The 23,699-nt window shown below is 51.0% G+C and carries 29 protein-coding genes; 11 read left to right on the top strand and 18 right to left on the bottom strand.

Features of this window, described 5'->3' with window-relative positions; genetic code table 11:
* Nucleotides 1-12: 12 nt before the first annotated feature.
* Nucleotides 13-1,380 carry a citrate/2-methylcitrate synthase gene (locus DSZ37_RS14825; RefSeq protein ID WP_109727653.1) on the bottom strand — a complete coding sequence of 456 codons (1,368 nt, stop codon included), beginning with the start codon at nucleotides 1,378-1,380 and terminating at the stop codon, nucleotides 13-15.
* Between the two features lie 281 nt (nucleotides 1,381-1,661).
* Between DSZ37_RS14825 and DSZ37_RS14820 the strand changes: the two genes are divergently transcribed.
* From DSZ37_RS14820 to DSZ37_RS14800, 5 genes are all read left to right on the top strand, one after another.
* Nucleotides 1,662-2,717 carry a hypothetical protein gene (locus DSZ37_RS14820; protein WP_109727652.1) on the top strand — a complete coding sequence of 352 codons (1,056 nt, stop codon included), beginning with the start codon at nucleotides 1,662-1,664 and terminating at the stop codon, nucleotides 2,715-2,717.
* Nucleotides 2,717-3,670 carry a hypothetical protein gene (locus tag DSZ37_RS14815; RefSeq protein WP_109727651.1) on the top strand — a complete coding sequence of 318 codons (954 nt, stop codon included), beginning with the start codon at nucleotides 2,717-2,719 and terminating at the stop codon, nucleotides 3,668-3,670. Before DSZ37_RS14820 ends, DSZ37_RS14815 begins: the two co-directional genes overlap by 1 nt.
* 207 nt (nucleotides 3,671-3,877) lie before the next feature.
* Complete coding sequence (locus DSZ37_RS14810) at nucleotides 3,878-4,405, top strand: TIGR04002 family protein (RefSeq protein WP_109727650.1); 528 nt, start codon at nucleotides 3,878-3,880, stop codon at nucleotides 4,403-4,405.
* 179 nt (nucleotides 4,406-4,584) lie between these two features.
* Entirely contained in the window at nucleotides 4,585-5,289 is a 705-nt protein-coding gene (locus DSZ37_RS14805; protein ID WP_173329119.1) for an AzlC family ABC transporter permease, read from the top strand.
* Nucleotides 5,286-5,585: an AzlD domain-containing protein gene (locus tag DSZ37_RS14800; protein ID WP_109727649.1), complete on the top strand. Its 300-nt coding sequence runs from the start codon at nucleotides 5,286-5,288 to the stop codon at nucleotides 5,583-5,585. The genes DSZ37_RS14805 and DSZ37_RS14800 overlap by 4 nt, the downstream gene beginning before the upstream one ends.
* Before the next feature lie 378 nt (nucleotides 5,586-5,963).
* Here DSZ37_RS14800 and DSZ37_RS14795 read toward each other — a convergent pair whose 3' ends face one another.
* The 17 genes from DSZ37_RS14795 to DSZ37_RS14715 form a co-directional block, all read right to left on the bottom strand.
* Complete coding sequence (locus tag DSZ37_RS14795; protein WP_028519822.1) at nucleotides 5,964-6,497, bottom strand: 2-oxoacid:acceptor oxidoreductase family protein; 534 nt, start codon at nucleotides 6,495-6,497, stop codon at nucleotides 5,964-5,966.
* On the bottom strand, nucleotides 6,497-7,270 hold the full coding sequence (locus DSZ37_RS14790; RefSeq protein WP_109727648.1) for a thiamine pyrophosphate-dependent enzyme: 774 nt from the start codon (nucleotides 7,268-7,270) through the stop codon (nucleotides 6,497-6,499). Before DSZ37_RS14790 ends, DSZ37_RS14795 begins: the two co-directional genes overlap by 1 nt.
* Entirely contained in the window at nucleotides 7,270-8,313 is a 1,044-nt protein-coding gene (locus tag DSZ37_RS14785) for a 3-methyl-2-oxobutanoate dehydrogenase subunit VorB (RefSeq protein ID WP_037297119.1), read from the bottom strand. The genes DSZ37_RS14790 and DSZ37_RS14785 overlap by 1 nt, the downstream gene beginning before the upstream one ends.
* 45 nt (nucleotides 8,314-8,358) lie before the next feature.
* Nucleotides 8,359-8,565, bottom strand: a complete 207-nt coding sequence (locus DSZ37_RS14780) for a 4Fe-4S dicluster domain-containing protein (RefSeq protein WP_019680241.1) — start codon at nucleotides 8,563-8,565, stop codon at nucleotides 8,359-8,361.
* A gap of 132 nt (nucleotides 8,566-8,697) precedes the next feature.
* On the bottom strand, nucleotides 8,698-9,354 hold the full coding sequence (locus DSZ37_RS14775; protein WP_109727647.1) for a cobalamin biosynthesis protein CobQ: 657 nt from the start codon (nucleotides 9,352-9,354) through the stop codon (nucleotides 8,698-8,700).
* Between the two features lie 160 nt (nucleotides 9,355-9,514).
* On the bottom strand, nucleotides 9,515-9,751 hold the full coding sequence (gene acpP / locus DSZ37_RS14770; RefSeq protein ID WP_109727646.1) for an acyl carrier protein: 237 nt from the start codon (nucleotides 9,749-9,751) through the stop codon (nucleotides 9,515-9,517).
* 41 nt (nucleotides 9,752-9,792) lie between these two features.
* Nucleotides 9,793-10,599: an acetyl-CoA carboxylase carboxyltransferase subunit alpha gene (locus tag DSZ37_RS14765; protein ID WP_109727645.1), complete on the bottom strand. Its 807-nt coding sequence runs from the start codon at nucleotides 10,597-10,599 to the stop codon at nucleotides 9,793-9,795.
* A gap of 2 nt (nucleotides 10,600-10,601) precedes the next feature.
* Nucleotides 10,602-11,447: an acetyl-CoA carboxylase, carboxyltransferase subunit beta gene (gene accD, locus DSZ37_RS14760; protein ID WP_109727644.1), complete on the bottom strand. Its 846-nt coding sequence runs from the start codon at nucleotides 11,445-11,447 to the stop codon at nucleotides 10,602-10,604.
* Between the two features lie 21 nt (nucleotides 11,448-11,468).
* The gene (accC, locus tag DSZ37_RS14755; protein WP_109727643.1) at nucleotides 11,469-12,821 is read right to left on the bottom strand and encodes an acetyl-CoA carboxylase biotin carboxylase subunit; all 1,353 of its coding nucleotides are present in this window, start codon (nucleotides 12,819-12,821) and stop codon (nucleotides 11,469-11,471) included.
* 21 nt (nucleotides 12,822-12,842) lie between these two features.
* A complete protein-coding gene (gene fabZ / locus DSZ37_RS14750; RefSeq protein WP_109727642.1) occupies nucleotides 12,843-13,286 on the bottom strand; it encodes a 3-hydroxyacyl-ACP dehydratase FabZ in 444 nt (147 codons plus the stop codon).
* 54 nt (nucleotides 13,287-13,340) lie between these two features.
* Entirely contained in the window at nucleotides 13,341-13,934 is a 594-nt protein-coding gene (locus DSZ37_RS14745; RefSeq protein ID WP_109727641.1) for a hypothetical protein, read from the bottom strand.
* A 9-nt stretch (nucleotides 13,935-13,943) separates the two neighbouring features.
* On the bottom strand, nucleotides 13,944-14,540 hold the full coding sequence (locus tag DSZ37_RS14740; RefSeq protein WP_109727640.1) for a hypothetical protein: 597 nt from the start codon (nucleotides 14,538-14,540) through the stop codon (nucleotides 13,944-13,946).
* Nucleotides 14,541-14,543: 3 nt separating this feature from the next.
* The gene (gene accB, locus DSZ37_RS14735) at nucleotides 14,544-15,017 is read right to left on the bottom strand and encodes an acetyl-CoA carboxylase biotin carboxyl carrier protein (RefSeq protein WP_109727639.1); all 474 of its coding nucleotides are present in this window, start codon (nucleotides 15,015-15,017) and stop codon (nucleotides 14,544-14,546) included.
* A gap of 12 nt (nucleotides 15,018-15,029) precedes the next feature.
* Nucleotides 15,030-16,289, bottom strand: a complete 1,260-nt coding sequence (gene fabF / locus DSZ37_RS14730) for a beta-ketoacyl-ACP synthase II (RefSeq protein WP_109727638.1) — start codon at nucleotides 16,287-16,289, stop codon at nucleotides 15,030-15,032.
* Between the two features lie 78 nt (nucleotides 16,290-16,367).
* Nucleotides 16,368-17,108, bottom strand: a complete 741-nt coding sequence (fabG, locus tag DSZ37_RS14725; protein ID WP_109727637.1) for a 3-oxoacyl-[acyl-carrier-protein] reductase — start codon at nucleotides 17,106-17,108, stop codon at nucleotides 16,368-16,370.
* 110 nt (nucleotides 17,109-17,218) lie between these two features.
* Entirely contained in the window at nucleotides 17,219-18,145 is a 927-nt protein-coding gene (gene fabK / locus DSZ37_RS14720; protein ID WP_109727636.1) for an enoyl-[acyl-carrier-protein] reductase FabK, read from the bottom strand.
* 44 nt (nucleotides 18,146-18,189) lie between these two features.
* Nucleotides 18,190-19,176 carry a beta-ketoacyl-ACP synthase III gene (locus DSZ37_RS14715; RefSeq protein ID WP_109727635.1) on the bottom strand — a complete coding sequence of 329 codons (987 nt, stop codon included), beginning with the start codon at nucleotides 19,174-19,176 and terminating at the stop codon, nucleotides 18,190-18,192.
* A gap of 284 nt (nucleotides 19,177-19,460) precedes the next feature.
* Here DSZ37_RS14715 and fabD point away from each other — a divergent pair, with 284 nt between their 5' ends.
* The 6 genes from fabD to DSZ37_RS14685 are packed head-to-tail and all read left to right on the top strand — an operon-like array spanning nucleotide 19,461 to nucleotide 23,698.
* Nucleotides 19,461-20,369: an ACP S-malonyltransferase gene (gene fabD / locus DSZ37_RS14710; protein ID WP_109727634.1), complete on the top strand. Its 909-nt coding sequence runs from the start codon at nucleotides 19,461-19,463 to the stop codon at nucleotides 20,367-20,369.
* Nucleotides 20,366-21,202: a shikimate dehydrogenase family protein gene (locus tag DSZ37_RS14705; protein ID WP_109727633.1), complete on the top strand. Its 837-nt coding sequence runs from the start codon at nucleotides 20,366-20,368 to the stop codon at nucleotides 21,200-21,202. Before fabD ends, DSZ37_RS14705 begins: the two co-directional genes overlap by 4 nt.
* Nucleotides 21,199-21,648, top strand: coding sequence for a GNAT family N-acetyltransferase (locus tag DSZ37_RS14700; RefSeq protein ID WP_109727632.1), 450 nt, complete (start codon nucleotides 21,199-21,201; stop codon nucleotides 21,646-21,648). The genes DSZ37_RS14705 and DSZ37_RS14700 overlap by 4 nt, the downstream gene beginning before the upstream one ends.
* A gap of 4 nt (nucleotides 21,649-21,652) precedes the next feature.
* Nucleotides 21,653-21,979 (top strand): short-chain dehydrogenase, encoded by a 327-nt coding sequence (locus tag DSZ37_RS14695; protein WP_109727631.1) that lies wholly within the window; start codon nucleotides 21,653-21,655, stop codon nucleotides 21,977-21,979.
* Nucleotides 21,980-22,023: 44 nt separating this feature from the next.
* Nucleotides 22,024-22,521, top strand: a complete 498-nt coding sequence (locus DSZ37_RS14690) for a shikimate kinase (RefSeq protein ID WP_109727630.1) — start codon at nucleotides 22,024-22,026, stop codon at nucleotides 22,519-22,521.
* Between the two features lie 7 nt (nucleotides 22,522-22,528).
* Nucleotides 22,529-23,698 carry an amidohydrolase gene (locus DSZ37_RS14685; RefSeq protein WP_109727629.1) on the top strand — a complete coding sequence of 390 codons (1,170 nt, stop codon included), beginning with the start codon at nucleotides 22,529-22,531 and terminating at the stop codon, nucleotides 23,696-23,698.
* The last annotated feature ends 1 nt before the right edge of the window (nucleotide 23,699 follow it).

Here is a 23,699-nt window from a genome sequence, read left to right as displayed (position 1 = left end):
AATTATGATTTGTCAGTCCATTCGGTTCTCCATGTCGGTGTACTCGCGCATGGGAGATATTGCCTTGTAGGCAGGACGGATTATCTTGTTGGAGTTGATGAGCTCCTCAATTCTGTGCGCCGACCAGCCTGCTATCCTCGATGTGGCAAAGAGAGGCGTGAACAGCTCGTCGGGTATGCCCAGCATACGATATACGAAACCGCTGTAGAAGTCCACGTTGGCGCATACGCCCTTGTATATCCTGCGCTCCTCGGCTATGACCTCGGGGGCAAGGCGCTCAACCAGCGAATACAGTGCGAACTCCTCATGTCTGCCCTTCTCGGAGCTGAGGGACTCAACAAAGCCCTTGAACACCTTTGCTCTCGGGTCGGACTGTGAGTATACTGCGTGACCCATACCGTAGATAAGACCTGCGTGGTCGAAGGCTTCCTTGTGAAGGAGCTTTCTCAGGTAGTTCTTTACCTCCTCCTCGTCGGTCCAGTCACTGACGTTCTGCTTCATATCGTCGAACATCATTGCCACCTTGATATTTGCGCCGCCGTGCTTTGGACCCTTCAGTGAGCCCAGCGCCGCCGCTATGGCGGAATAGGTATCGGTTCCCGAGGAGGAAACTACATGGACGGTAAAGGTGGAGTTGTTTCCGCCGCCGTGCTCTGCGTGGAGCACCAGCGCAAGGTCAAGTATACGCGCCTCAAGCTCAGTGTACTTTCCGTCGTCGCGAAGCATATAAAGTATATTCTCGGCTATGGAGAGGTCGGGACGTGGGCTGTGTATGAACAGGTCGCCGCCCAGCCTTGCGTATTTGTATGCATGGTAGGCGTAAACCGACAGCACGGGGAACATGGTTATGAGCTCCACGCTCTGTCTGAGTACGTTTGGTATCGATATATCGTTAGCCTTGTCGTCGTAGGAATACAGCGCAAGGACGCTCTTTGCAAGAGTATTCATCATGTTGTCCGTAGGAGCCTTCATGATAACGTCTCTCATGAAGTTAGAGGGGAGCTCGCGGAAGTCCGCAAGAAGCTTCCTGAACTCGGCAAGCTCATGCTCTGCGGGCATTTTCCCGAAAAGAAGGAGGTAGACGGTCTCTTCAAAGCCGAAACGCTTTTCCTTTATGAAGCCTGCGACGATATCCTCAACGTCTATTCCTCGGTAGTAAAGCTTTCCGTCGCCGTGGTTTGGCATCCCGTCACCTGTTTCAAGCACTTTTATGGTGCTGATATTTGTAAGTCCGGCAACTACACCGTTGCCGTTTATATCGCGGAGTCCTCTTTTTACGTCGTACTGTGTGTACAGCTCGGGGTCTATCCTGTAGCCCTCGAGGGACATCTCTGCCAGTTTCGATATTTCGGGGGTTATTTCTGAAAACTTGTATCTCATGTATCGTCATCCCTTTCTTTTACAGTTTGTAGTAATAAATATGCATATTACAATTATATTGGATTTTATTAATTTTGTCAAGGCTTCACAAATAGTTAGGATAATTACTTTTATCTGCGGTGACAGTCTGCTGATTTTTTCTCTTTTCTCTTGAAAAATATTATACGATATGGTAAAATATATTTATCGGATATCATCCGACACATGATATAGAAATTATTCGCTGCGCTCTGCTTGTTTTTTCGGGGTAAAGCCAAGCGCCGCGCAAAGGAGTTGGTTTTTTGGAATCAGTTGAATACAAATGCCCGAACTGTAACGCAGACCTGAAGTTCAATCCCACAAGCCAGAAGCTGGAGTGTGAATATTGTCTCAGTGCGTTTACGGTCGATGAGATAAAAAAGTTATGTGCCACCACGGAAAACAGTATCCCTCAGGAAGCTGTTCAGGTTCAGGAGGACTTCGCCAACCATACTCACCTCTACCGCTGCAAGAGCTGCGGTGCGGAGATAATGGCTGACGACCAGCTTACAGCCACCTTCTGTTATTATTGCCACAATCCCGTTATTTTAGCAGGAAAAATGGGCGGAGATTTCAAGCCCGACAAGGTAATAGGCTTCAAGCTCACAAGAGATAACGCCATAGCCTGCTTCAAGAAGTGGGTGGGCAAGCGCTGGTTCGTGCCGAAAGACTTTAAATCGCAGCAGCAGCTGGAAAAGCTGACAGGTCTCTACGTCCCCTTCTGGCTGGCTGACTGCCATGTGAACGTGGACGTCCGCGCCATAGGAAAGAAGCTCCGCCACTGGGTATCGGGCAATTACAGCTATACCGAGACAAAGGAGTTCCGCATCACCCGTGTGGGCGGAATGCTCACAAAGGGCATACCCGCAGACGGCGAGACAAAGATAGAGGACCTGCTCATGGAGGCTATCGAGCCCTACGACTACCGCGAGCTCAAGGACTTCTCAATGTCCTACCTCAGCGGCTTCTATGCCGATAAATACGACGTGGACAAGGCAGCGGTCTTTCCGCGTATCCGTGTACGCTCCAATCAGGCGTGCAGCGCCTATGTGAGGTCGACTATAAGCGGATACAGCAGCATTATCCCCTCCTCCGAACAGTATAACATCTCCAATACGGACTGGAGGTATACACTTCTGCCCGTTTGGTTCATGTCATACAAGTATAAGGACAAGATATATGAATTTGCCATAAACGGTCAGACAGGCAAGCTGGCAGGTACTCCTCCCCTCTCAAAGGGCAGGCTGGGACTGCTCTGTGCTGCCATAGGCGCCGCTCTTTCCGCAATCATTATTGTTGTGGGAGGTGGCATATTCTGATGAAAAGAAAAGGCAGTGTGCTCAGCACACTTATTATCATAATAGGCGTTATCGCAGGTCTTGCCCTGCTGGATTACTTCTTCGCCTTCCATACCAATTCAAAGAACCTGTATAAGGGCTACTCCGACTCATCATCATCCGGTGTCACCGACGAAAACGGCATCTTCAGAGATGACCCTGCCGAGCTGGAAAGGCTGAGCAAGATCGTCAGGGAGACCTCGGCAAAGCTGGACCTCAATATCCTCATCTTCCTTCCCGACTCCACAAAGAAGTACTACACCGATGACGACGTAAGAGATTTTACCGCCAACAAGTACAACGATACCTTCGGCGAATTTACCGACGGTCTGCTGTACTATATCGACATTTCGGGAAAATCCCCCGCCTGCGATGATATCGCAAAGAGCGGCAAGGCTTCACTGGTCTATACAGAGGATATCTGCCAGAATATCTTCTATGCTCTGGACGAGTATCTGCCGCCCTCATACGGCCCCGTTTATCCCGAGCATATCACCAATGCAGTAGAGCACTTCTGCTCCCTTCTGGAGACGAATTACAGCGAATCCCGTGCATCTGAGCCCTATTACGACGCCACAGCAAACGTCCCCACCTATACCTATTACAGAAACGGCAAGACCTATATCACCAAGAGCAAGCCGCCTTTAAGGAAGCTTCTGATATGCATTGCCGCTGAAGCCGTAGGCGGACTTACCGCCCTTATCATCTTTCTCTGTACAAAGGGCAGATATAAGTTCAAGAACAAGACAAACCCCAGCATCTACCTCAATAATAATGATGTTCATTTCATCGATAACTCCGATGTGCTCATTCGTTCTTATGTTACCAAGCACAGGATCGAAAGCTCGTCGGGCGGAGGAGGTTCCCGCGGAGGAGGCGGCGGAGGAGGCCACTCCCACGGCGGAAGCATCAGCCACAGCAGTCACCACAGATAATAAGCAGGGAGCAGTCAGGGTCAGCCCTCACTGCTCCTTTCCTATTGCGCGGTATAGGCGGGGATTATACGTTATCTGTCCTATTTTGTGCCCTTTCGCGTTTGCAATATTTGTTGAAAAAAGCTCTTGAATTTGTTCCGCGTCAATGCTATAATAATGAAAATCCAAAAAACATATGGGTCTTGTATACATTAAGGAGGTATGGCTATGACTCACGCAAAATCTTCCGAAAAGCTGAAAAGGATAGTCGTGACAGGACTTTTTTCCGCACTGATATTCGTCTTTACAGCCTATATCCATGTGCCTACGGGCTCGGGCTATACCCACGCAGGCGACGGTCTCATCTACCTCTCAGCAAGTATACTCCCCATGCCCTATGCCATTGCCTCGGGAATTATCGGCGGAGCTCTCGCGGACGGGCTCTCGGGCTATCCCATATGGATACCTGCCACCGTTATCATCAAGGCTCTGACAGCCATGTTCTTTTCAAACAAGAGCGATAAGATAGTCACAAAGCGAAATCTCCTTGCCATAATCCCCTCGTTCATCATCTGCGTTGTGGGATACAGTCTCTATGAGGGCTTTGTTATCACGAAAGGGCTCTCAGCCGCAGGTCTTATCGCTGCTTTTACACAGACTCCGTCCTATCTTGTGCAGATAGCCGCCAGCACCGCGCTGTACGTCGCAGCAGGCTCCGCTCTGGACAAGGCAGGCTTCAAGAGCCGTTTCAAGTGACGGCATTGTACATAGTTCTTAGACGGGACGCCATCGGCGTCCCTTTTTCGTTATATCCTCCTGAGATACCTTTATATTACGGGCGCAGACTGTCGGACTATTGACTGAAATTGCCGATTGTGTTATAATGGTAAAGTTGTCGGACAAATAAAACAGTCCCTCAAATCGGAGGTATAAACTTGAAAAACAATTTCTTGCGCGGTATGTCCCACGGTATACCTATCTGCCTCGGATACCTCTCAGTATCCTTCGGCTTCGGCATCCTCGCCGTCAGCAAGGCAGGTCTCTCGGTATTTCAGGCGTCAATAATTTCCGCGTCCAACCTAACGTCCGCAGGTCAGAAGGCAGGCATCGACGTTATCGCAGCAGGCGGCACTATCATCGAGATGATACTGCTCCAGCTCACCATAAATATAAGATATTCACTCATGGCGCTGTCCCTTTCTCAGAAGCTGGACAAGCGCTTTACCACTCCTCACAGGCTCATGGCTTCATACGGCATAACCGACGAGATATTCGCAGTGTGCTCCGCACAGAAAACTCCGCTGACCCCTGCTTATATGTACGGCATGATACTAATTGCCGCTGTGGGGTGGGTCACGGGCACGGCTCTTGGTGCGGCAGCAGGCGAGCTGCTCCCCTTATCCGTCAGCAAGGCTATGGAGATAGTCCTCTACGGAATGTTCATCGCTATCATCATCCCCCCTGCAAAAAAGCAGCACAGCGTCCTCTTTGTCATCGCCATGGCAGCTGCCCTCAGCGTGGTGTTCAGGTACTGCCTGCCTATGGTCAGTGACGGCTTCGCTATAATCATCTCAGCTGTTGCAGCCTCAGCTGCGGCTGCCTTCATATTCCCCGTTAAGGACGAGGAGGCTGAAGAATGAGTATAGCTGTTTACATCTTCGTTATGGCAGGCGTCACCTACCTCATACGAATGATCCCCTTCACCTTCTTCCGCAAGAAGATAAAGTCGCGGTTCTTCCGCAGCTTTCTGTACTATATCCCCTATGCGGTCCTCAGCGCCATGACCATTCCTGCCATCTTCTACACCACCCATAATATGTGGACAGCCATTGCGGGAACTGCCGTGGCTGTGGCTCTGGCGTTCTTCGAGATGCCCCTTATCGTGGTGGCTCTGGCTGCCTCGGGAGCGGCTTTCCTTGTGGGACTGTTTATGTAAGTTGAGAGTTGAAAGTTAAAAGTTGATAGTCGGAGCGTCTCATACGGCGCTCCGCCGCCCCCTGCAAAAAAGGCTATCGGTAAAAGCAGCACTCTTATAAAGGTTTATAGGTAATTATCGGGGAAAAACCTTTCTGAGGAAAGGTTCTTTCCCCGAACCCCTTTTCCAAAGACTTTATAACTGAATTTAGCCCATACAGGGCGCTCCCAGTAAATTACTGGTTTCCACATCTTGTGGAGCGCCCTGTATGGGCTAAATTTAATGCTAAAAGTTTTAGGAAGGGAGTTTGAGGGAGAACCCTTTCTCAAAAGGGTTTCCCTCAATATCACTCGTAAAACTTCTATATGAGTGTCACTCTTAAAGCCGATAGCCTTTTTATTATGCGTTCATGCCAAGCTCGATAGCCTTGAAGTTATTGGGAATGAGTGCTGCCTTTTTGGGCGGTACTACCTTCTCGATAGCCTTCTGCATTGTCTCGAGTGAGCAGATATTTGTCTCCTTCAGAAGCTTTCCGAGGAGAATGATGTTTGATCCGCCCTTGAGCTGGTTGTCGTCAGCCATCTGCTGTGAGGGAATACCGTACAGCTCGATGTCTGTTCTGTCTGTCTCGGGCTCGATCATTGTGCTGTCGAAGAATACCTTTCCTCCGGGACGTACACAGCTTACAAACTTGTCGAATGAAGGCTGGTTCATTGCGATGAGGAGGTGAGGTGTGAGAACGAGGGGCGAACCGATAGGATCATCGGAGATGGTAACTGAACAGTTACAGGTACCGCCTCTCATCTCGGGACCGTATGAAGGGAGCCATGAAAGCTCCTTATTGTCCATAAGTCCGCAGTATGCAAGTATCTTTCCTGCGAAAAGGATACCCTGTCCGCCGAAGCCTGCAAGAAGGATCTCTGTGGTTGCCATTACTCATTACCTCCTTCTGTCTTGGGGAATACTCCCTCGTCAACGTCCTTGTAAACGCCGAGAGGATAGTAGGGGATCATTTCGTCCTGAAGTCTCTTGATAGCGTCAAGAGGTGCAAGACCCCAGTTTGTAGGACAAGTTGACAGTACCTCTACGATAGAGAAGCCCTTGCCTGCCTTCTGGTTCTCGAATGCCTTGCGGATAGCCTTCTTTGCAGCCTTGATGTGGGGAACGCTGTCAACTGCAACACGCTCTGCATAAGCAGTACCTGTCAGTGTTGAGAGCATCTCACATACCTTTACGGGGTAGCCTGCAAGCTCGGGGCTTCTTCCGAAGGGAGTTGTCTGTGTTACCTGACCGGGGAGTGTGGTAGGAGCCATCTGTCCGCCTGTCATGCCGTAAATAGTGTTGTTGATGAAGATAACGACGATATTCTCGCCTCTTGTAGCAACGTGAACAGTCTCGGCAGTACCGATAGCTGCAAGGTCGCCGTCGCCCTGATATGTGAATACGAACTTATCGGGGTTTGTACGCTTAACGCCTGTTGCAACTGCCGGAGCACGTCCGTGTGCAGCCTCGATCATATCACAGTTGAAGTAATCATATGCCATTACAGAGCAGCCAACAGGACATACTCCGATAGTATCGCCCTCGATACCCATTTCGTCGATGACCTCACAGAGTATTCTGTGAACTATACCGTGAGTACAGCCGGGGCAGTAATGTGTAGGAACGTCGATGAGCGACTTGGGTCTTTCAAATACTACAGCCATCAGAGGGCACCTCCCATTCTCTTGATCTCGCCCAGTACCTCAGCAGGTGTGGGGATAACGCCGCCTGTTCTTCCGAAGAACTCTACAGGCTTTGAGCAGTTGATAGCAAGTCTGATATCGTCTACCATCTGACCCATTGACATCTCTACGCTGAGAAGCTTCTTAGCGCTCTTTGCAGCCTCGTTGATCTCCTTTACGGGGAAGGGCCACAGTGTCTTGGGACGGAAGAGACCTGCCTTGATGCCCTGTGCTCTTGCATCGTTTACAGCAGACTTTACGACTCTTGCTGTTGCGCCGAATGCACATACGAGAATGTCGCAGTCCTCTGTGAGGTAGAGCTCAGCCTCTGTCTCTGTCTCCTTGATGATATCGTATCTCTTATAACGTTCGATGATGGAGTTCTCCAGCTCATCGGGCTTGAGGTAGAGCGAATTGATGATGTGGTGCTCTCTCTTCATCTTGTGGCCGTTTGCAGCCCAGCCGCTCTTATCATAAGCGTCGGGATTGATCTCAGGGAATGTAACAGGCTCCATCATCTGTCCGAGGAGTCCGTCTGCGAGGATCATTGCGGGCATACGGTACTTATCAGCACGGTCGAATGCCTTTACAACGTAGTCTACCATTTCCTGTACGGAAGCGGGAGCGTATACCAGAAGCTGGAAGTCGCCGTGGCCGAGAGCCTTAGTAGCCTGCCAGTAGTCAGCCTGTGAGGGCTGGATACCGCCCAGACCGGGGCCGCCTCTCTCTACGTTGATGATAACTGCTGGAAGGTCGGAACCTGCGATATAGGAAACGCCCTCGCTCTTGAGTGAGATTCCGGGTGATGATGATGATGTCATTGCACGGACGCCTGTTGATGCTGCGCCCAGTACCATATTTATAGCAGCGATCTCGGACTCTGCCTGTAAGAATACGCCGCCTGCCTTATGCATACGCTTTGCCATATAAGCGGCAAGCTCTGTCTGAGGAGTGATCGGATAGCCGAAGAAGCATTTACAGCCTGCTCTGATAGCAGCCTCTGCCAGCGCTTCGTTACCCTTCATAAGATTTCTTTCCAAAGCTGAACAGCTCCTTTCACAAAATAATGATCATTTTTGAATAACGATAGCGCAGTCGGGACACATAGTCGCGCACATTGCACAGCTTATACAAGCTGACTGGTCGGTACATTCCGCATAGAAATATCCCTTCTTGTTACGATGCTCCTTCTGAAGAACAACAATCTTCTTGGGACAGGCAGCTGTACACAGTCCGCAGCCCTTGCAGCGCTCGGTGATAACTGTCATCTTCTCCATACACCCTTCGCTCCTTTCAGATTAATTCATAATTCACAATTCATAATTCATAATCAATGCTGACGGGAAAATATACGGAATGCCGTTTTTCCGACAATTATGCATTATGCATTATGAATTATGCATTCTTGCTCAGCCCCAGACGGGCTTTACATATATCTTTGCGGGGAAGACGTCCTGCTTATCCGAAAGCGGGGCGATATCCTCGGGATATACGGTATAGATAACGGGAAGCCCCGTTAACCTCGATGTTTCCTCGGCGAAGCTGCGTGACTCCTCGATTATCTCAAGGCTTGTCTCCACGCCGAGATTGGTGTTGTTGACTATTGCCGTATGCTTCATACGGGCAGCAGCCTCTATCTCATACATCAGCTTTGTGACCTCCTCAGCCGTATTGGTGAGGTAGCGGCGCTGATTGATGACGTAGTACATCTCGATATTGTCCCTGAACTGCTCCAATGCCTCGGCATAACGTCCCAGCGCAACAGCGCCAGCGTCATCGCCGCCCACATCTATTATAAGGCAGTCCTCATCCATTGCCAGCTCAACAACGTCGAACTGTATTGAGGGGATATCCAGATTGCTCCTTGCAAAATCGGGAGCGATAAGTCTTATGCCCTTTTCCTCGAAGAGATCCTTGAAATCCGCGGTACGGAAATAAGGGTTTACTATGTCAAGGTCAACTATGGCAGCGGACTTGCCCTCTGCTGCGGCTTTTACCGCAAGGTTTACAGAGAAGTTTGTCTTTCCGCTTCCGTAATGGCCTGTGATTATCTTGATATTTTTCATAATTATCCTCTTGACTCTATTGTGAAAAATCCTACAACCTATATTATACCACGGTAAAGCATTAATTGCAAGTGGTATTTTACGTCAGGCAACAACTTTGACGTTTGACAAGGCAAACAAAAAAATCCCCCGATTTTCATCGGGGGAGCTTTTACTATACTTATTCAGCGTCTGTATTCTTCTCTACGTAATTAACGATGTCGCCTACTGTCTTGATCTCTTCTACAGCCTCATCGGGGATAGAGATATCGAATTCATCCTCGATAGTTGTGATGAGGTCAACAACGTCAAGTGAATCTGCGCCGAGATCGTCCTGGATATTGGAATCCATCTTTACTTCGTCTGCCTCCACACTGAGCTGTTCTGCAATAATATCTTTGAGTTTTTCAAAAATCATTATTTGATCCTCCATTTTCTTTATTTTTTCTCAAAATCGGCTCATTCCGTGAACGCTCCGATTTTTCTAAATTTAGTATAGCGTTCTTTAAGCAAAACGTCAATATCTTTTTTGCATTTTTCCGGAATTTTCTGTGACAAATATTCGTGTATATTTTCTGAAATTTTGTCTAAATCGTTATGTGCGCCGCCGAGAGGCTCCTCGATTATGGCTTCTGCCACGCCCAGACGCACCATATCCTCGGCAGTTATCTTCATAAGCTCGCTGGCTTCCTGCTCGCGTGAAGCGTCCTTCCAGAGAATGCTTGCGAATCCTCTTGGCGATAATACGGAATATTCCGCATTTTCAAGCATTGCAAGCTCGTCGCACACGCCAAGTGCAAGGGCTCCGCCGCTTCCGCCCTCACCGAGGACGATGGAAACGATAGGTGTGCGGAGAGTCATGAACTCAGCGATATTCTTTGCGATAGCCTCGCCCTGTCCGCGCTCCTCAGCCGCAACTCCGCAGAATGCTCCCGGAGTGTCGATGAAGCAGATTATGGGGCGGTGGAACTTCTCAGCCTGTCTTGCTATCCTGAGAGCCTTTCTGTAGCCCTCGGGATGAGGCATTGCGAAGTTGCATATCTTGTTCTCGTTGATATCCCTGCCCTTGACCTCTGCGATTATTGTAACAGGCTCGCCGTCAAGACGGGCAAGTCCGCCGATAATGGCTCTGTCGTCACCGAAAAGGCGGTCGCCGTGCATTTCGTACCAGTCTGTGAATATCTGGGGGATATAGTCCTTGATAGTGGGTCTGCCCTTGGTGTGTATGAGCTGAAGGCGTTCCCACGCTGTTCTCTTCTCGTCCATACTCACGCCTCCTTAGGGTAAAATCCGTGAAGCTTCAGCAGGTGCGACAGCACGCTCCTGAGCTTTCTGCGCTCTACTATCATATCCACAAAGCCCTTTTCGTACATGAACTCTGCAAGCTGGAAGTCCTCGGGAAGTCTCTGCTTGATAGTTCCCTCGATAACTCGTCTGCCCGCAAAGCCTATGAGCACCTTGGGCTCGGCTATGATTATATCGCCCAGCGACGCAAAGCTGGCTGTAACGCCGCCTGTGGTGGGGTCTGTCATTACTGATATATAAAGTCCGCCTGCCTCGCTGTGGAGCTTTACTGCTCCCGAGGTCTTTGCCATCTGCATAAGGGAAACTATGCCCTCCTGCATACGGGCGCCGCCCGAAGCCGTGAACATTATCACGGGGAGCTTGTGCTCTGTGGCGTACTCAAAGGCTCTTGTTATCTTCTCGCCCACTACGCTTCCCATAGAACCCATCATGAAGCGTGAGTCCATTATGCCGATGACCACGGGCGAGCCTTTTATGGTAGCTGTACCTGTGATGACAGCCTCGCTGAGTCCCGTGCTTCCGCGGAGCTCTGCCTGCTTCTCCTTATAGTCGGGGAAGTCAAGGGGGTCTGCGCCGCGAAGATTGCCGTTGAACTCCTTAAAGCTCTCCTTGTCAACGGTTATGGCTATACGCTCCTGAGAGGAAAGTCTTCCGTGGTAGCTGCACTTAGGGCATACTCTGTGGAGCTCCTCATACTTGGAAAGGGGGCTTGTGCCCTGACAGCGGGGACATTTGAACATAGGCGGCTTGTATTCCTCTTCGCCGTCGCCCCAGCGCTTTTTTACAACGTTAAAAAAATCTTCAAACAATTACGTTCACCACATTCCCGATTATTTCTTCTTTTCTTCCATGAACCTGCCAAGGAAGCCGATATCGTACTTTCCTGCCTTGAAATCGGCATTTCTGATTATCTCCAGCTGGAAGTCTATATTGGTGTCAACGCCCTCAACGATGAACTCCGAAAGTGCCCATCTCATCTTGTTTATGGCGTCCTCTCTGTCAGAGCCGTGTGCGATAAGCTTGCTTATCATCGAATCATAGTAAGGGGTGATGGTGTAGCCCTGATATACTGCGCCGTCTATTCTTATTCCGGGGCCGCCTGGCATATAAAGTGCCGTAATGGTACCCGGTGACGGACGGAAGCCCTTGTCGGGATTTTCTGCGTTTATTCTGCACTCGATAGCGTGACCGCGCATGGTAACGTCCTCCTGCTTTATCTCAAGAGGCTTGCCGTCGGCTATCTCTATCTGTGCCTTTACAAGGTCAAAGCCTGTTACCTCCTCGGTAATGGGGTGCTCGACCTGTATTCTCGTGTTCATTTCCATGAAGTAGAAGTCGCGGTTCTCGTCCACAAGGAACTCGATGGTTCCTGCGTTGTAGTAGCCGCACTCCTTTGCAGCTGTAACTGCTGCTGCGCCCATCTTTGCGCGGAGCTTCTCGTCAACTATGGGGCTGGGGCATTCCTCCAGCATCTTCTGGTTGCGGCGCTGCATGGAGCAGTCGCGCTCGCAGAGGTGGATATAGTTGCCGTGCTTGTCGGCTATTATCTGTATCTCCACATGGTGTGGATTGATAAGGAATTTCTCGATATATACCGCATCGTCACCGAAGAAATTCTTAGCCTCCTGCTGAGCGGCTGTCATCTGTGCCTCAAGCTCCTCGGGGCTGTCAACACGGCGTATGCCGCGTCCGCCGCCGCCTGCGGAAGCCTTTACCAGTACGGGATAGCCTGCCTTGTCGGCAATGCTGCGAGCCTCCTCCAGAGACTTCACGGCGCCCTTTGAGCCGGGGATAACGGGAACGCCTGCTGCTGCCATGGTCTCCTTTGCGGCTGCCTTGTCGCCGAGCATCTCTATTGACTTATATGACGGACCGATGAAAACTATTCCGTTCGCCTCGCAGAGCTTTGCAAATTCTGCGTTCTCGGACAGAAATCCGAAGCCCGGGTGTATAGCATCGGCGCCTGTATTCAGTGCCGCCTGTATTATTGCGTTCATATTGAGGTAGCTGTCCTTGGTCGCCGCAGGACCGATGCATACAGCCTCGTCGGCTATCTGTGCATGGAGCGATGTGCGGTCAGCGGTGGAATAAACCGCCACGCTTCGTATGCTCAGCTCCCTGCACGCTCTTATTATTCGTACAGCTATCTCGCCTCTGTTGGCGATAAGAACTTTTCTGAACATCTATATTATCTCCTGTATGGATTATTTATTGTCTGTAACTACAAAGGTTATCTCGCATGATACAGCCTTTTCGCCGCCTACCGAGGCAAGAGCCTTTCCTGTGCCCACGGGTCCGCGCTGACGGATGATCTCCACCTCAAGGTCGAGAACGTCGCCGGGAACTACCTGTCTGCGGAACTTAGCCTTGTCTATGCCGCCGAAAAGTCCGATCTTGCCCTTGAATTCGGGCTTTGAGAGCATACATACCGCACCTGCCTGTGCCAGCATCTCCACCATGAGAACGCCGGGAGTAACAGGATATCCGGGGAAGTGCCCCTTGAACCAGAAGTCCTCCTCCTTTATGTACTTCCTTGCGTGTACCTTTACGCCTACCTCCATGTCAACGATCTCGTCGATGAGAAGGAAAGGGTCGCGGTGGGGGATTATTTCCATGATCTGCTCTTTATTCATAAGTATATCTGACATATCAAAGTCCTCCGTTATAATATGCTCCCTCTCGCTTCGGGAGCGGTCTGTATATCACAGGAACTCACCGTCATGAGGGTGATCCCGTCTGGCTTTCTCGCGTATACTGTCAAATGTAATGTTATCCACGCTGCCTGCATAGCTGTTGAATGTGGTGATATTGAGCTGAGTGAATGACGGGTAGCCAAGCTCCTTTGAAAGCTCGTTCTCGACGTACTCGTAGTACCATGTCACAAGGAAATTCACCACGGGTATGAGCCAGAGCCTCCACGAAACTGCTATCACCGTCAGGGATATCAGCGCGATGATGAACTTGTTGCGGCAGTGCTTCAGGAACACGAACCATATTATAAGCCCGATATACCCGAAAAAGCCTGCGACTCCAAGCCATACCAGAATGTCGGGAGTGTAGCTCCCGTCGCCGAACTGCTTCATGGTAGTATCTGTAAGTATGCTGAATACCTTGTAGAAAAGGTATATGAACTGCACTATCATCCAGATATTGAAAAGCGAATGCGCCCTCTGTCGCCTTGTAAGGTTCTTTGTCGCTTCGATATTATATTGACGGGCTTCCTCGAACATCTCGGGGGAAGTGATATTCCTGCCGCCCGAGTCGATGATCTCCTGTGTGATATATCTGTATTCCATAGCCTGCTCCTATTTCAGGAATGTACCGTCATGCCTGTGCATAGTCACGGCTCTCTCCCTGATGTTTTCAAAGGTGAGCTCCTCAACTGTATTTGCCTCGCTGTCGATGGTGGTTATGGCAAGCTGTGTGAACCCGGGATAGCCTGCCCTTTCGGAGAGCTTTTTCTCCCAGCCGGTGTACCATTTTCCGATGACGAAGTTGGCAATGCAGATAACGGCAAATGACCAGTGTACCAGCAAAAGCGGAAGTGATGTCAGGAACATCATGAGTCCGCTGCGCTGTTTCCTGAGGACTACGAAATAGCCGTAGATGAGCAGCCACGATATAAAGCCCACAACAGCTGCGATTATCCTTGCATTCGAGGTGGTCCTGCCCGTATGCACCTGATCGAGCTGTGTAAGTCCCGTAAGGAGCACTATGCAAAAAAGGACCAGCAAAGGCTGTACGCCGAACCATATTGCCATAGCGATATGGTTGTTCCTGCGCCTGATATAGTTTCTGCCTGCATCTATGTTGTATTCACGGGCTTCCGAATACATCTCGGGGGAAGTTATATTTATGCTTCCCGCGTCGATGATATCCTGCGTGATGAACCTGTATTTCATTTTTTACTTTATGACCATTATGGGCTGGTCATACTCAACCGCCTGACCGTCGGACACAAGTATCTGCTCAACTGTGCCGTCAAACTCAGACTGTATCTCGTTCATGAGCTTCATGGACTCGATTATCATGATGACGTCGCCCTTCTTCACCTCGTCGCCTGTCTTTACAAAAGGCGGCTTATCGGGTGAAGGTGCAGAGTAGAATGTACCTACGATAGGCGATTTCACTATCTTGCCGCTTACCTCCTCTGCCATGGAAGCTTCACTCTCGGCAAGGGTGCTCTCCACAGGGAACTGAGCCTGAGCGGGAGCTGCCGCAACTACGGGCATGGGCATGGGCGGTACGCACTTCTTGCCCTTGAGGGTTATGGTATTGTCACCGCTTGTGACAGTGAGCTCCGAGAGCTCCTTCCTGTTGATTATATCAGCAAGCTTCTCTATTGTTTCAAGGTCAAGCTGACCGTATAACTTCTCCATTTAGTATCCTCCTTAATCCTTTACCTTTCTGAAGCAAAGTGTAGCGTTGTGTCCGCCGAATCCGAGGGAGTTGGACAGGACGGCATTGACCTCCTGCTCGATATTGCCGTTTCCGCAGTAATCGAGGTCGCACTCCTCATCGGGGACCTTATACCCCACTGTTCCGTGTATGAATCCTTCCTGCACGGATTTCGCGCATACAACTTTTTTAACTGCTCCTGCGGCACCGAGAAGATGTCCTATCATGGACTTTGTGGAGCTTATCTTTACTCTCCTTGCGTCCTCCTCGCCCAGAGCAAGCTTTATAGCTGCCGTCTCGTACTTGTCGTTGAGACCTGTTGATGTGCCGTGAGCATTGATGTAATCTATATCCGCAGGCCTGAGACCTGCTTCTTCCATTGCAAGCTGCATACCCTTTGCAGCAGCCTCGCCGCCGGGCATGGGCGATGTCATGTGATATCCGTCACAGGTAGCGCCGTAACCTGCTATCTCTGCGTATATCTTTGCGCCTCTTGCCTTGGCGTGTTCGTATTCCTCAAGCACCAGTACAGCGCTTCCCTCACCGAGGACAAATCCGCTTCTCTCCTTGTCGAAGGGGATGGAAGCCCTTGTGAGGTCGCCGCTCTTTGTGAGTGCCTTCATATTTGAAAAGCCGCCGAATGTGAACTCAACTCTTGTGGACTCTGTGCCTCCTGCAAGGCAGGCGTCAAGGTAGCCGTCCTTTATCTTGCGAAAAGCTTCGCCTATGGAGTGAGTTGAAGATGCACAGGCAGTTGTTATATCGAAATTAGCTCCCCTGAAGCCTGTCTTCATGGAGATGGTACCTGCAGCCATATTGCTTATCATCATGGGAATGTAGAACGCGGAAACTCTGCTGGGTCCCTTCTGGAGGAACTTGCTGTACTCGGAAAGAGTGAGGTCAACGCCGCCTATTCCCGAGCCTACCAGCACGCCTACTCTATAGGGGTCAAGGTCCGAGAAATCCGTTGCTGCGTCCGTCAGTGCCTCGTGAGAAGCGATAACAGCATACTTTGTAAAGGTGTCCATGTGCTTGGCTTCCTTCTTGGTGAAGCAGCCCTCGGCGTCATAGTAGTCCTCCTCGTTGAAGTCGCGGACTATTCCTGCTATCTTGACGCCCGTGCGCTCTGTATCGAACATATCTATGAATGATATCCCCAGCTTGTTTGCCTTTATTCCTTCCCAGAACTTTTCTACGCCTGTTCCGAGGGGAGTGACTGCTCCCATTCCTGTGATAACGACTCTTCTGCTCATATTTTATCCTTTCGCTTTTTATTATTGTTCCTGTGGTAGATGTGGGACGGAAGTCCCCTGCTGCGTCTGTTGGTAGTATTACATTGAAAGTCCGCCCGATATCTCGATGACCTGACCTGTAACGTAGGAAGCATCATCGGATACGAGGAAGGAGACTACCGAAGCTATCTCCTCGGGCTCACCGTAGCGTCTGAGTGCTACTGCCTCTATCATCTTTTCCTTTAATTCATCGGAGAGAACGTCCGTCATGGGCGTTCTTATAAGTCCGGGAGCTACGGCGTTGCAGGTGATATTGCGTGAGCCGAACTCCTTGGCTACTGTCTTTGTCATGCCTATTACGGCTGCCTTTGAAGCGGAGTAGTTCATCTGTCCGGGATTTCCGTAGAGTCCCGCAACAGAAGCCACATTTACTATCCTGCCGTGTCTCTGCTTCATCATAACTGCTGTAACGTGCTTTGTCATGTTATAAACGCTTTTCTGATTTACGGCGATAACTGCGTCATACTCGTCCTCGCTCATTCTGGCAAGGAGCTTATCCTTGGTTATGCCTGCGTTGTTCACAAGTGCGTCGATAGTGCCGAAGTCAGCCTTTATCTGCTTGACCATAGCCTCGCACTGGTCGAATTTTGATACATCAGCCGCATAGCACTCAGCCTTTACGCCGAAGCTGCGGCACTCCTCTGCAACTGCAAGAGCTTTTTCCTTATCGCTGTCACTGGGGTAATGATTTATAACTACGTCGAAGCCGTCCTTTGCAAGTCTTTTTGCGATGCAGGCGCCTATTCCCTGAGAAGCGCCTGTGATTATTGCTGTTGCCATAATATTTACCTCCGTTTTCGGTATCCGAATGTGATACTCTATTTTAACACACTTTTTCCACGATGTTAACGGGAAAAATGTCACTTTCCGCAGTTACAAATGTAACTATTTTATCTGCCGAGGAGCTTTTCAGCGCCGTCGTTTATTTCCTTTACTATGTCGGCACAGGTCTTTATCTCATTCACCATGCCCGAGATAGCTCCGCAGAGGAAGGAACCGCTGTCCACATCGCCGTCAACAACAGCTCTGCGGAGAGCGCCCACTGTGAGCTGCTCGAACTCCTCGGGAGAGAGAGTTCCATCCTTCTCGCCTGTTGCCAGCTTCTTTGCGAACTTGGTCTTGATATTTCTGCAGGGGTGACCTGTGTATCTTCCTGTTACGATATTGTCGGTGTCCTTCGCCTTGATGACAAGTTCCTTGAATGTGGGGTGTATCTGACACTCCTCGGAAGCAAGGAAGCGTGTGCCTATCTGGACGCCCTCTGCGCCCAGCATGAAGGCTGCTGCCATACCTCTGCCGTCAGCGATACCGCCTGCTGCGATAACGGGTATCTCAACCGCGTCAACTACCTGCGGCACAAGACACATTGTGGTGTTCTCGCCGATATGTCCGCCCGACTCGGTACCCTCTGCGATGACCGCATCGGCGCCGGACTTCTCCATTCTCTTTGCAAGAGCTACCGAGGGAACAACGGGCATCACCTTTATGCCTGCATCCTTCCATGCAGCCATGTACTTGCCGGGATTACCCGCACCTGTGGTGATGACCTTAACGCCCTCGTCGATACAGAGCTGTGCAAGGTCGTCGGCATTGGGGCTCATGAGCATGATGTTCACGCCGAAGGGCTTGTCGGTCTTTTCCTTGCAGAGACGTATCTGCTCACGGAGATAGTCGATGGGAGCGCTTCCGCCTGCGATAAGACCTATACCGCCTGCGTTTGAAACTGCTGAGGCAAGTGTGTGCTCGGCTACCCATGCCATACCGCCCTGTATGATGGGGTATTCACAGCCGAGAAGCTCGGTAATGCGTGTTTTCATATTAGTTCTCCTTTATATAAGCTGATGGCTGGCGGCTATGAAGATCAGTATTCCATTATTATGCCGCCGTAGGTGAGACCTGCTCCGAAGCCTATGATGGCTATTGTCTGTCCGCGCCTGATGATCCCTTTCTCTGTCGCCTCACAGAGCGCAAGAGGAATGGAGGCACTGGAGGTGTTGCCGTAATGGTCGAGAGTAACTATGAACTTATCCATAGGCACTCCCAGCTTCTTGGCGGCGGTCTCGATTATTCGTACGTTCGCCTGATGGGGCACGAACCAGTCTATGTCGTCCTTGGTGATGTTTATTTTTTCTGCCGCAAGCTCAAAGGACCTTGCCAGAGCCTGTGTTGCAAACTTGTAGACCTCTTTTCCGTTCTGCTGGAGCTTATGCAGCGGAGCCTCGGGGAAGGGGTCTGCGAAATCGCTTTCCTGAGCCACCTCGGGAGCCACATTCAGTGACCTTGCATACAGATACTTTGCATCCTTTCCCTGTGAACGGAGAGCCGCTGAAAACAGCTTATCGCTCTTTTCGACTATGGCTGCCGCAGCGCCGTCGCCAAAGAGTATGCAGGACGACCTGTCGGAGAAGTCAAGAAAGCGTGAAAGCGCCTCATTTGCAACTACAAGGACGTATTTCAGCGAGTCATCTGTCTCGAGGAAGCGCCTTGCGGTGTCAAGTGCATACACAAAGCCCGAGCAGGCTGCGTTCAGGTCAAAGGCAGCAGCATTCGGTGCTCCTATCTCATGCTGGATAACGCTTGCCATACTGGGCGTAAGAAAATCAGAGGTGACAGTACACGAGATGACCAGTCCGATATCCTCGGGAGATACCCCTGCTGCCTCTATTGCTCGCAGCGAAGCCTGTTTTCCCATGTACCATGTGGGCTCCCAGCCTGCCATCGGACGCTCGGTTATGCCCGTTCTTGTCCTTATCCACTCGTCGTTGGTCTCGACAAAACGGGTGAAGTCGTCGTTTGTCAATATCTGCTCGGGCACATATCTGCCCATTCCCAAAATGCTGATACCCATTAATAACTCCTTAGCAATTAAAAAATATGCAAATATGGTTGTAAAAACCAAAAAATTGTGTTATAGTAATAATGTCGGCAGGCTGTCCGATGACCTTTTTCGTCAAACGGGCATAATACCACACATATAATATTGTAAATCATTTTGAGTTTTTTTGCAACGATATTTTGGCACTTTGACAATTTCAAGACAAAATATCGTCATTTCTCACAAATTTGCAATCGATTATTAAGATATTTCCACCATAACATTGAATATAACGCACAGAAAGGATGTTTATTATTATGACAATTTCACTATTTTCGGGACAGGGCTCACAGTACGAGGGAATGGGCAAGGATATAGCAGAGGCTATGCCCGAGCTCCTCTCCGTATACGAGACAGGTTCCGGAATACTCGGCTGCGACCTGAAGGAGATATGCTTCAATGCTCCTCTCGACGAGCTGTCGAGGACCATCAACTCCCAGCCCGCTGTCATGGCGACCTCCATCGTGTGCCTGAAAGCCGCTCAGTCAAAGGGCTTCACCTTTGACGGTGTCGCAGGTCACTCCCTCGGTGAGTACGCAGCTATGTACGCCTCGGGAATGATATCCCTTGAGGACGCATTCCGCCTTATAAAGGCAAGAGCAGCCGCTATGGAGGAGGCTACCGCTTCCGCAGAGGGTGCTATGGCTGCTGTCATGAAGATAGCGCCCGAGGAGGTGGAAAGAGTCTGCGGCGAGGCTAAGGAATATGTCACAGCAGTAAACTACAACTCCCCCACGCAGACCGTTATCGCAGGAACTCCCGAGGGTATCGCCGAGGTCAGCGAGGTATTCGCAGGTATGAAGGCAAGAGTTATCCCCCTCAATGTTGCAGGCGCTTTCCATTCAAAGCTTATGCAGCCTGCTGCGGACAAGTTCTACGAGACCGCAAAGACTATCGAGTTCAAAGCTCCTCAGGTGAAGTACTACTCCAACCTGACAGGCGGCGAGCTCACGGATTTCTCGGATATGGCTTCGCTGCTTGCAAAGCACATCGTATCCCCTGTCCGCTTTACATCGGAGCTTGCTGCCATGCATGAGGCAGGTGCAGACAGATTCGTTGAATTCGGACCCGGAAGAACTCTCACAGGACTGGTAAAAAAGACACTCAAGGACGTGACAGCTGTAAATGTTGAAGATATCGATACCCTTGAAGGAGCATTATCATGAATAAATTCGCACTCATAGGCCACCCACTGGGACACTCAATGTCCCCTCTTATACACGAAAAGCTTTTCGCTCTCAGCGGACTCAGCGACACCTCCTACGAGCTCATAGATATAGCTCCCGAGGATATGGCAGGCAGCCGCGGACTTCTTGAAAGCCTCCGCGGTCTCAACGTGACCATCCCCCACAAGCAGGCTGTCATCTCTCTGGTGGACGAGCTTGCAGACAGCGCTCAGCGCTATAACTCCGTAAACTGCATCAGCAACGACGGCGGCAGGCTCACAGGCTACAACACCGACTGCGACGGCTTCCTCCGTTCTGCGGAGCTGCTCCCCATCGGCGGGAATGTGGCTATTCTGGGCTGCGGCGGTGTCGGCAGGATGATAGCCATTGAGGTCGCCCGCCACGGCGGAAACATCACCCTCGCCGTTATCCCTCAGGACGTAAAGAACGCTCAGCTCCTCATGGCTGAGATACTTGCAAAGTGCAGCGATGCTTCCGTGAGAATTGCCGATATAGCTACACTTGAGGGCAGCTATGACCTGCTCATAAACGCTACTCCCGTGGGTATGTACCCCAAGGTGGACGCCTGCGCGGTAAGCGATACCGTTATCGAGAACTCCCTCAGCGTCTTTGACGTTATCTATAACCCCACCGAGACCCTGCTGATGAAAAAGGCAAGAGCTCTCGGCAAGACCGCTGTGGGCGGCGCTTCAATGCTGGTATATCAGGCTGTAAAGGCTCATGAGATATGGTACGGCGGACAGTTCTCCGCTGAGGATATCTCAAAGATAATCATTGACGTTGAAAATGCCGTTGACAGCATGAACAAATGATAAGACCCGCAAAAGCCTGCGATGCCTCCCGTATCGCAGAAATAATCATAACCAACTACCGCGTGAACTTCTACCCCTTCTTCCGCAATGACCCATTCTATTTCGGGGAGCTCAACGTGGTGGATATGGCGGCGGAGTACTGTGAGGGCTCCGAGGAGCTGCAAAACACCTATGTCTATGATGACGAGGGCGTTGTCAAGGGCATTATCCGCGTAAGCGGCACCGAGGTGGTGAAGCTCTATGTGGAGCCTCAGTTCCAGAACAGCGGCATAGGCGCTGAGCTTCTGGAGTTCGCCGTTAAGGAGTTCGGTGCGGACAACCTCTGGGCACTTGAATACAACACACGCGGCATAGCCTTCTATGAGCGCCATGGCTTTCAGCTCACAGGCGAGAAGATGATAGAGGACGAATGGGTGCCGCTGGTGAAAATGGAGAGAAAAGGGTGAGACCATGCTGGCACATGACTTCGGAATAATGCAGGAGACTCCCGAAAAAGGGAGCTATATCAGCTATGAGCCTGAGAAATACGGCTGCATTTCGGTGCATGATGACTATATCCTGCCCATATTCCCGAAGCTCGGGGAGCTGAAATGCTTCCGGCACAGCCTTGACCGTCCCGAATACGGACCGGCATATTACGGCATTACCCTAATACCGCCCGAGTCCCTCGGCGGCTTTATCGAAGCCACTCTCGGCTGCCCTCAGCTCTCGGAGCTGACAGCCCTGCTGACCGAGGCTCAGCGCGAAAACAAATTCGTTATCCATTTCGGAATCTGATACTGTCCCCGATACGGGCAGTTCCGTTATCTAAGGAGAAATATATGACTGTATTTTTATGCGGCTTTATGGGCTGCGGAAAATCAACTATCGGCAAGCTTGCGGCAAAGAAACTGGGCTGCGGCTTCTGCGACACCGACGACATCATAGTCAGGACCCTCGAAATGACGATACCCGAGATATTCGAGCAGAAGGGCGAGCCCTTCTTCCGTCAGACAGAGGCTGAGATCGTGAAGTCCCTCTGCGGCAAGACTACCGTTGCTGCCTGCGGCGGCGGAGCTATGCTCAATCCCGATACCGCAAAGGCTGCAAAGGACGCAGGTGCCGCCGTCATTTTCCTTGACGTCCCCTTTGAGACCTGCTATGAGCGCATAAAGGACGATACGAACCGTCCCATCGTGGTAAAGTCCACAAAGGAGGAGCTGGAAGCCCTGTACAACGCGCGCAGGGACGTATATCTGAAACACTCCACCATAAGACTCGAATGCAACGGCAGCCCCGTTGAAAATGCGGAGCGCATCGCCGAGGCTGTCAGAAAGTGAGCAGACTATGCTTATCTATAACGCTGAAATTCACACCATGGACTCCCGCGGCTCCATTGAAAACGGCTGGCTGGAGGTCGAGGACGGCAAGATAAAGGCTCTGGGCGAGGGCTCTCCCGCGGCTGTCCCCGAGGACAGCATTGACGCCTGCGGAGGACTTCTCCTCCCCGGCTTCATTGACGCCCACACCCACCTCGGCATCATCGAGGACGGTCTTGACTTCGAGGGAGACGACTGCAACGAGTCCACAGACCCATTCACTCCTCAGATGAGGGCTATCGACGGTATCAATCCCTTCGACCGCTGCTTTGAGGAAGCCCGTATGCGGGGCATAACCGCTGCGGCATCAAGTCCCGGAAGCGCCAACGCCTGCGGCGGCGAGATAGCTGCCATAAAGACCTACGGCAGGCGCATCGATGATATGCTCATACGAAACTGCGGAATAAAGTTCGCTCTGGGAGAAAATCCCAAGAACGTCTACAACGGCAGGGAGGAGACTCCCGTTACCCGTATGGCGATAACCGCTCTCATAAGAGAGGGGCTGTACAAGGCGCGCCGCTACGTCCACGACATGGACAGCTATTACTCCGACAGCGAGAACTACGATCCCCCCGAGTACGATATCAAGTGCGAGGCGCTCATGCCCCTCCTCGACCGCAAGATAAAGGCTTTCTTCCACTGTCACCGCGCCGACGATATCTGCACCGCTATGCGTATCTCCAAGGAGTTCAACCTTGACCCCGTTATCATCCACGGCACCGAGGGCTACAAGATAGCCGATATCCTCGCCGAGGAGAATATCCCCGTTATCTGCGGTCCCCTTATGTGTGACCGCTGCAAGCCCGAAATGCGCGGACTTGAGCTGAAAAACGCATCTGTGCTCCACGAGAGCGGCGTTAAGACAGCTATCTGCACAGACCACACGGTAATACCCATACAGTACCTGCCCCTGTCCGCACAGGCTGCGGTAAAGGGCGGTCTCAGCCTTGACGACGCAATAATGACCATTACGGCTTATCCTGCCGAGATACTGGGCATCAGCGACTCCACAGGCACCATCTCCGAGGGCAAGGACGCTGATCTACAGCTCTATGCAAAGGGCTGCAATCCTCTTGACCTCATGTCGGAGCCGCTGCTCGTCATGATAGACGGCAATGTGTGCCGCAGGGAGATATGAT

This window comes from Ruminococcus flavefaciens, assembly GCF_900116855.1.
GTDB classification, from domain to species: Bacteria; Bacillota; Clostridia; order Oscillospirales; family Ruminococcaceae; genus Ruminococcus; species Ruminococcus flavefaciens_R.
This window is presented reverse-complemented; position numbering and strand designations above follow the sequence as displayed.

Bases quoted from the DNA above. Each gene is read 5' to 3' on its own strand.
- DSZ37_RS14795 (WP_028519822.1), bottom strand. From the start codon at position 6,497: ATGGCAACCACAGAGATCCTTCTTGCAGGCTTCGGCGGACAGGGTATC.
- DSZ37_RS14765 (WP_109727645.1), bottom strand. From the start codon at position 10,599: ATGGACGAGAAGAGAACAGCGTGGGAACGCCTTCAGCTCATACACACC.
- DSZ37_RS14810 (WP_109727650.1), top strand. From the start codon at position 3,878: ATGACTCACGCAAAATCTTCCGAAAAGCTGAAAAGGATAGTCGTGACA.
- DSZ37_RS14780 (WP_019680241.1), bottom strand. From the start codon at position 8,565: ATGGAGAAGATGACAGTTATCACCGAGCGCTGCAAGGGCTGCGGACTG.
- fabG (WP_109727637.1), bottom strand. From the start codon at position 17,108: ATGGCAACAGCAATAATCACAGGCGCTTCTCAGGGAATAGGCGCCTGC.
- fabK (WP_109727636.1), bottom strand. From the start codon at position 18,145: ATGAAAACACGCATTACCGAGCTTCTCGGCTGTGAATACCCCATCATA.
- DSZ37_RS14705 (WP_109727633.1), top strand. From the start codon at position 20,366: ATGAATAAATTCGCACTCATAGGCCACCCACTGGGACACTCAATGTCC.
- acpP (WP_109727646.1), bottom strand. From the start codon at position 9,751: ATGATTTTTGAAAAACTCAAAGATATTATTGCAGAACAGCTCAGTGTG.
- fabD (WP_109727634.1), top strand. From the start codon at position 19,461: ATGACAATTTCACTATTTTCGGGACAGGGCTCACAGTACGAGGGAATG.
- DSZ37_RS14695 (WP_109727631.1), top strand. From the start codon at position 21,653: ATGCTGGCACATGACTTCGGAATAATGCAGGAGACTCCCGAAAAAGGG.
- DSZ37_RS14790 (WP_109727648.1), bottom strand. From the start codon at position 7,270: ATGGCTGTAGTATTTGAAAGACCCAAGTCGCTCATCGACGTTCCTACA.
- fabZ (WP_109727642.1), bottom strand. From the start codon at position 13,286: ATGTCAGATATACTTATGAATAAAGAGCAGATCATGGAAATAATCCCC.
- DSZ37_RS14690 (WP_109727630.1), top strand. From the start codon at position 22,024: ATGACTGTATTTTTATGCGGCTTTATGGGCTGCGGAAAATCAACTATC.
- DSZ37_RS14700 (WP_109727632.1), top strand. From the start codon at position 21,199: ATGATAAGACCCGCAAAAGCCTGCGATGCCTCCCGTATCGCAGAAATA.
- DSZ37_RS14745 (WP_109727641.1), bottom strand. From the start codon at position 13,934: ATGGAATACAGATATATCACACAGGAGATCATCGACTCGGGCGGCAGG.
- DSZ37_RS14785 (WP_037297119.1), bottom strand. From the start codon at position 8,313: ATGAAGGGTAACGAAGCGCTGGCAGAGGCTGCTATCAGAGCAGGCTGT.
- DSZ37_RS14740 (WP_109727640.1), bottom strand. From the start codon at position 14,540: ATGAAATACAGGTTCATCACGCAGGATATCATCGACGCGGGAAGCATA.
- DSZ37_RS14685 (WP_109727629.1), top strand. From the start codon at position 22,529: ATGCTTATCTATAACGCTGAAATTCACACCATGGACTCCCGCGGCTCC.
- DSZ37_RS14815 (WP_109727651.1), top strand. From the start codon at position 2,717: ATGAAAAGAAAAGGCAGTGTGCTCAGCACACTTATTATCATAATAGGC.
- fabF (WP_109727638.1), bottom strand. From the start codon at position 16,289: ATGAGCAGAAGAGTCGTTATCACAGGAATGGGAGCAGTCACTCCCCTC.
- DSZ37_RS14800 (WP_109727649.1), top strand. From the start codon at position 5,286: ATGAGTATAGCTGTTTACATCTTCGTTATGGCAGGCGTCACCTACCTC.
- accC (WP_109727643.1), bottom strand. From the start codon at position 12,821: ATGTTCAGAAAAGTTCTTATCGCCAACAGAGGCGAGATAGCTGTACGA.
- accB (WP_109727639.1), bottom strand. From the start codon at position 15,017: ATGGAGAAGTTATACGGTCAGCTTGACCTTGAAACAATAGAGAAGCTT.
- DSZ37_RS14825 (WP_109727653.1), bottom strand. From the start codon at position 1,380: ATGAGATACAAGTTTTCAGAAATAACCCCCGAAATATCGAAACTGGCA.
- DSZ37_RS14775 (WP_109727647.1), bottom strand. From the start codon at position 9,354: ATGAAAAATATCAAGATAATCACAGGCCATTACGGAAGCGGAAAGACA.
- DSZ37_RS14715 (WP_109727635.1), bottom strand. From the start codon at position 19,176: ATGGGTATCAGCATTTTGGGAATGGGCAGATATGTGCCCGAGCAGATA.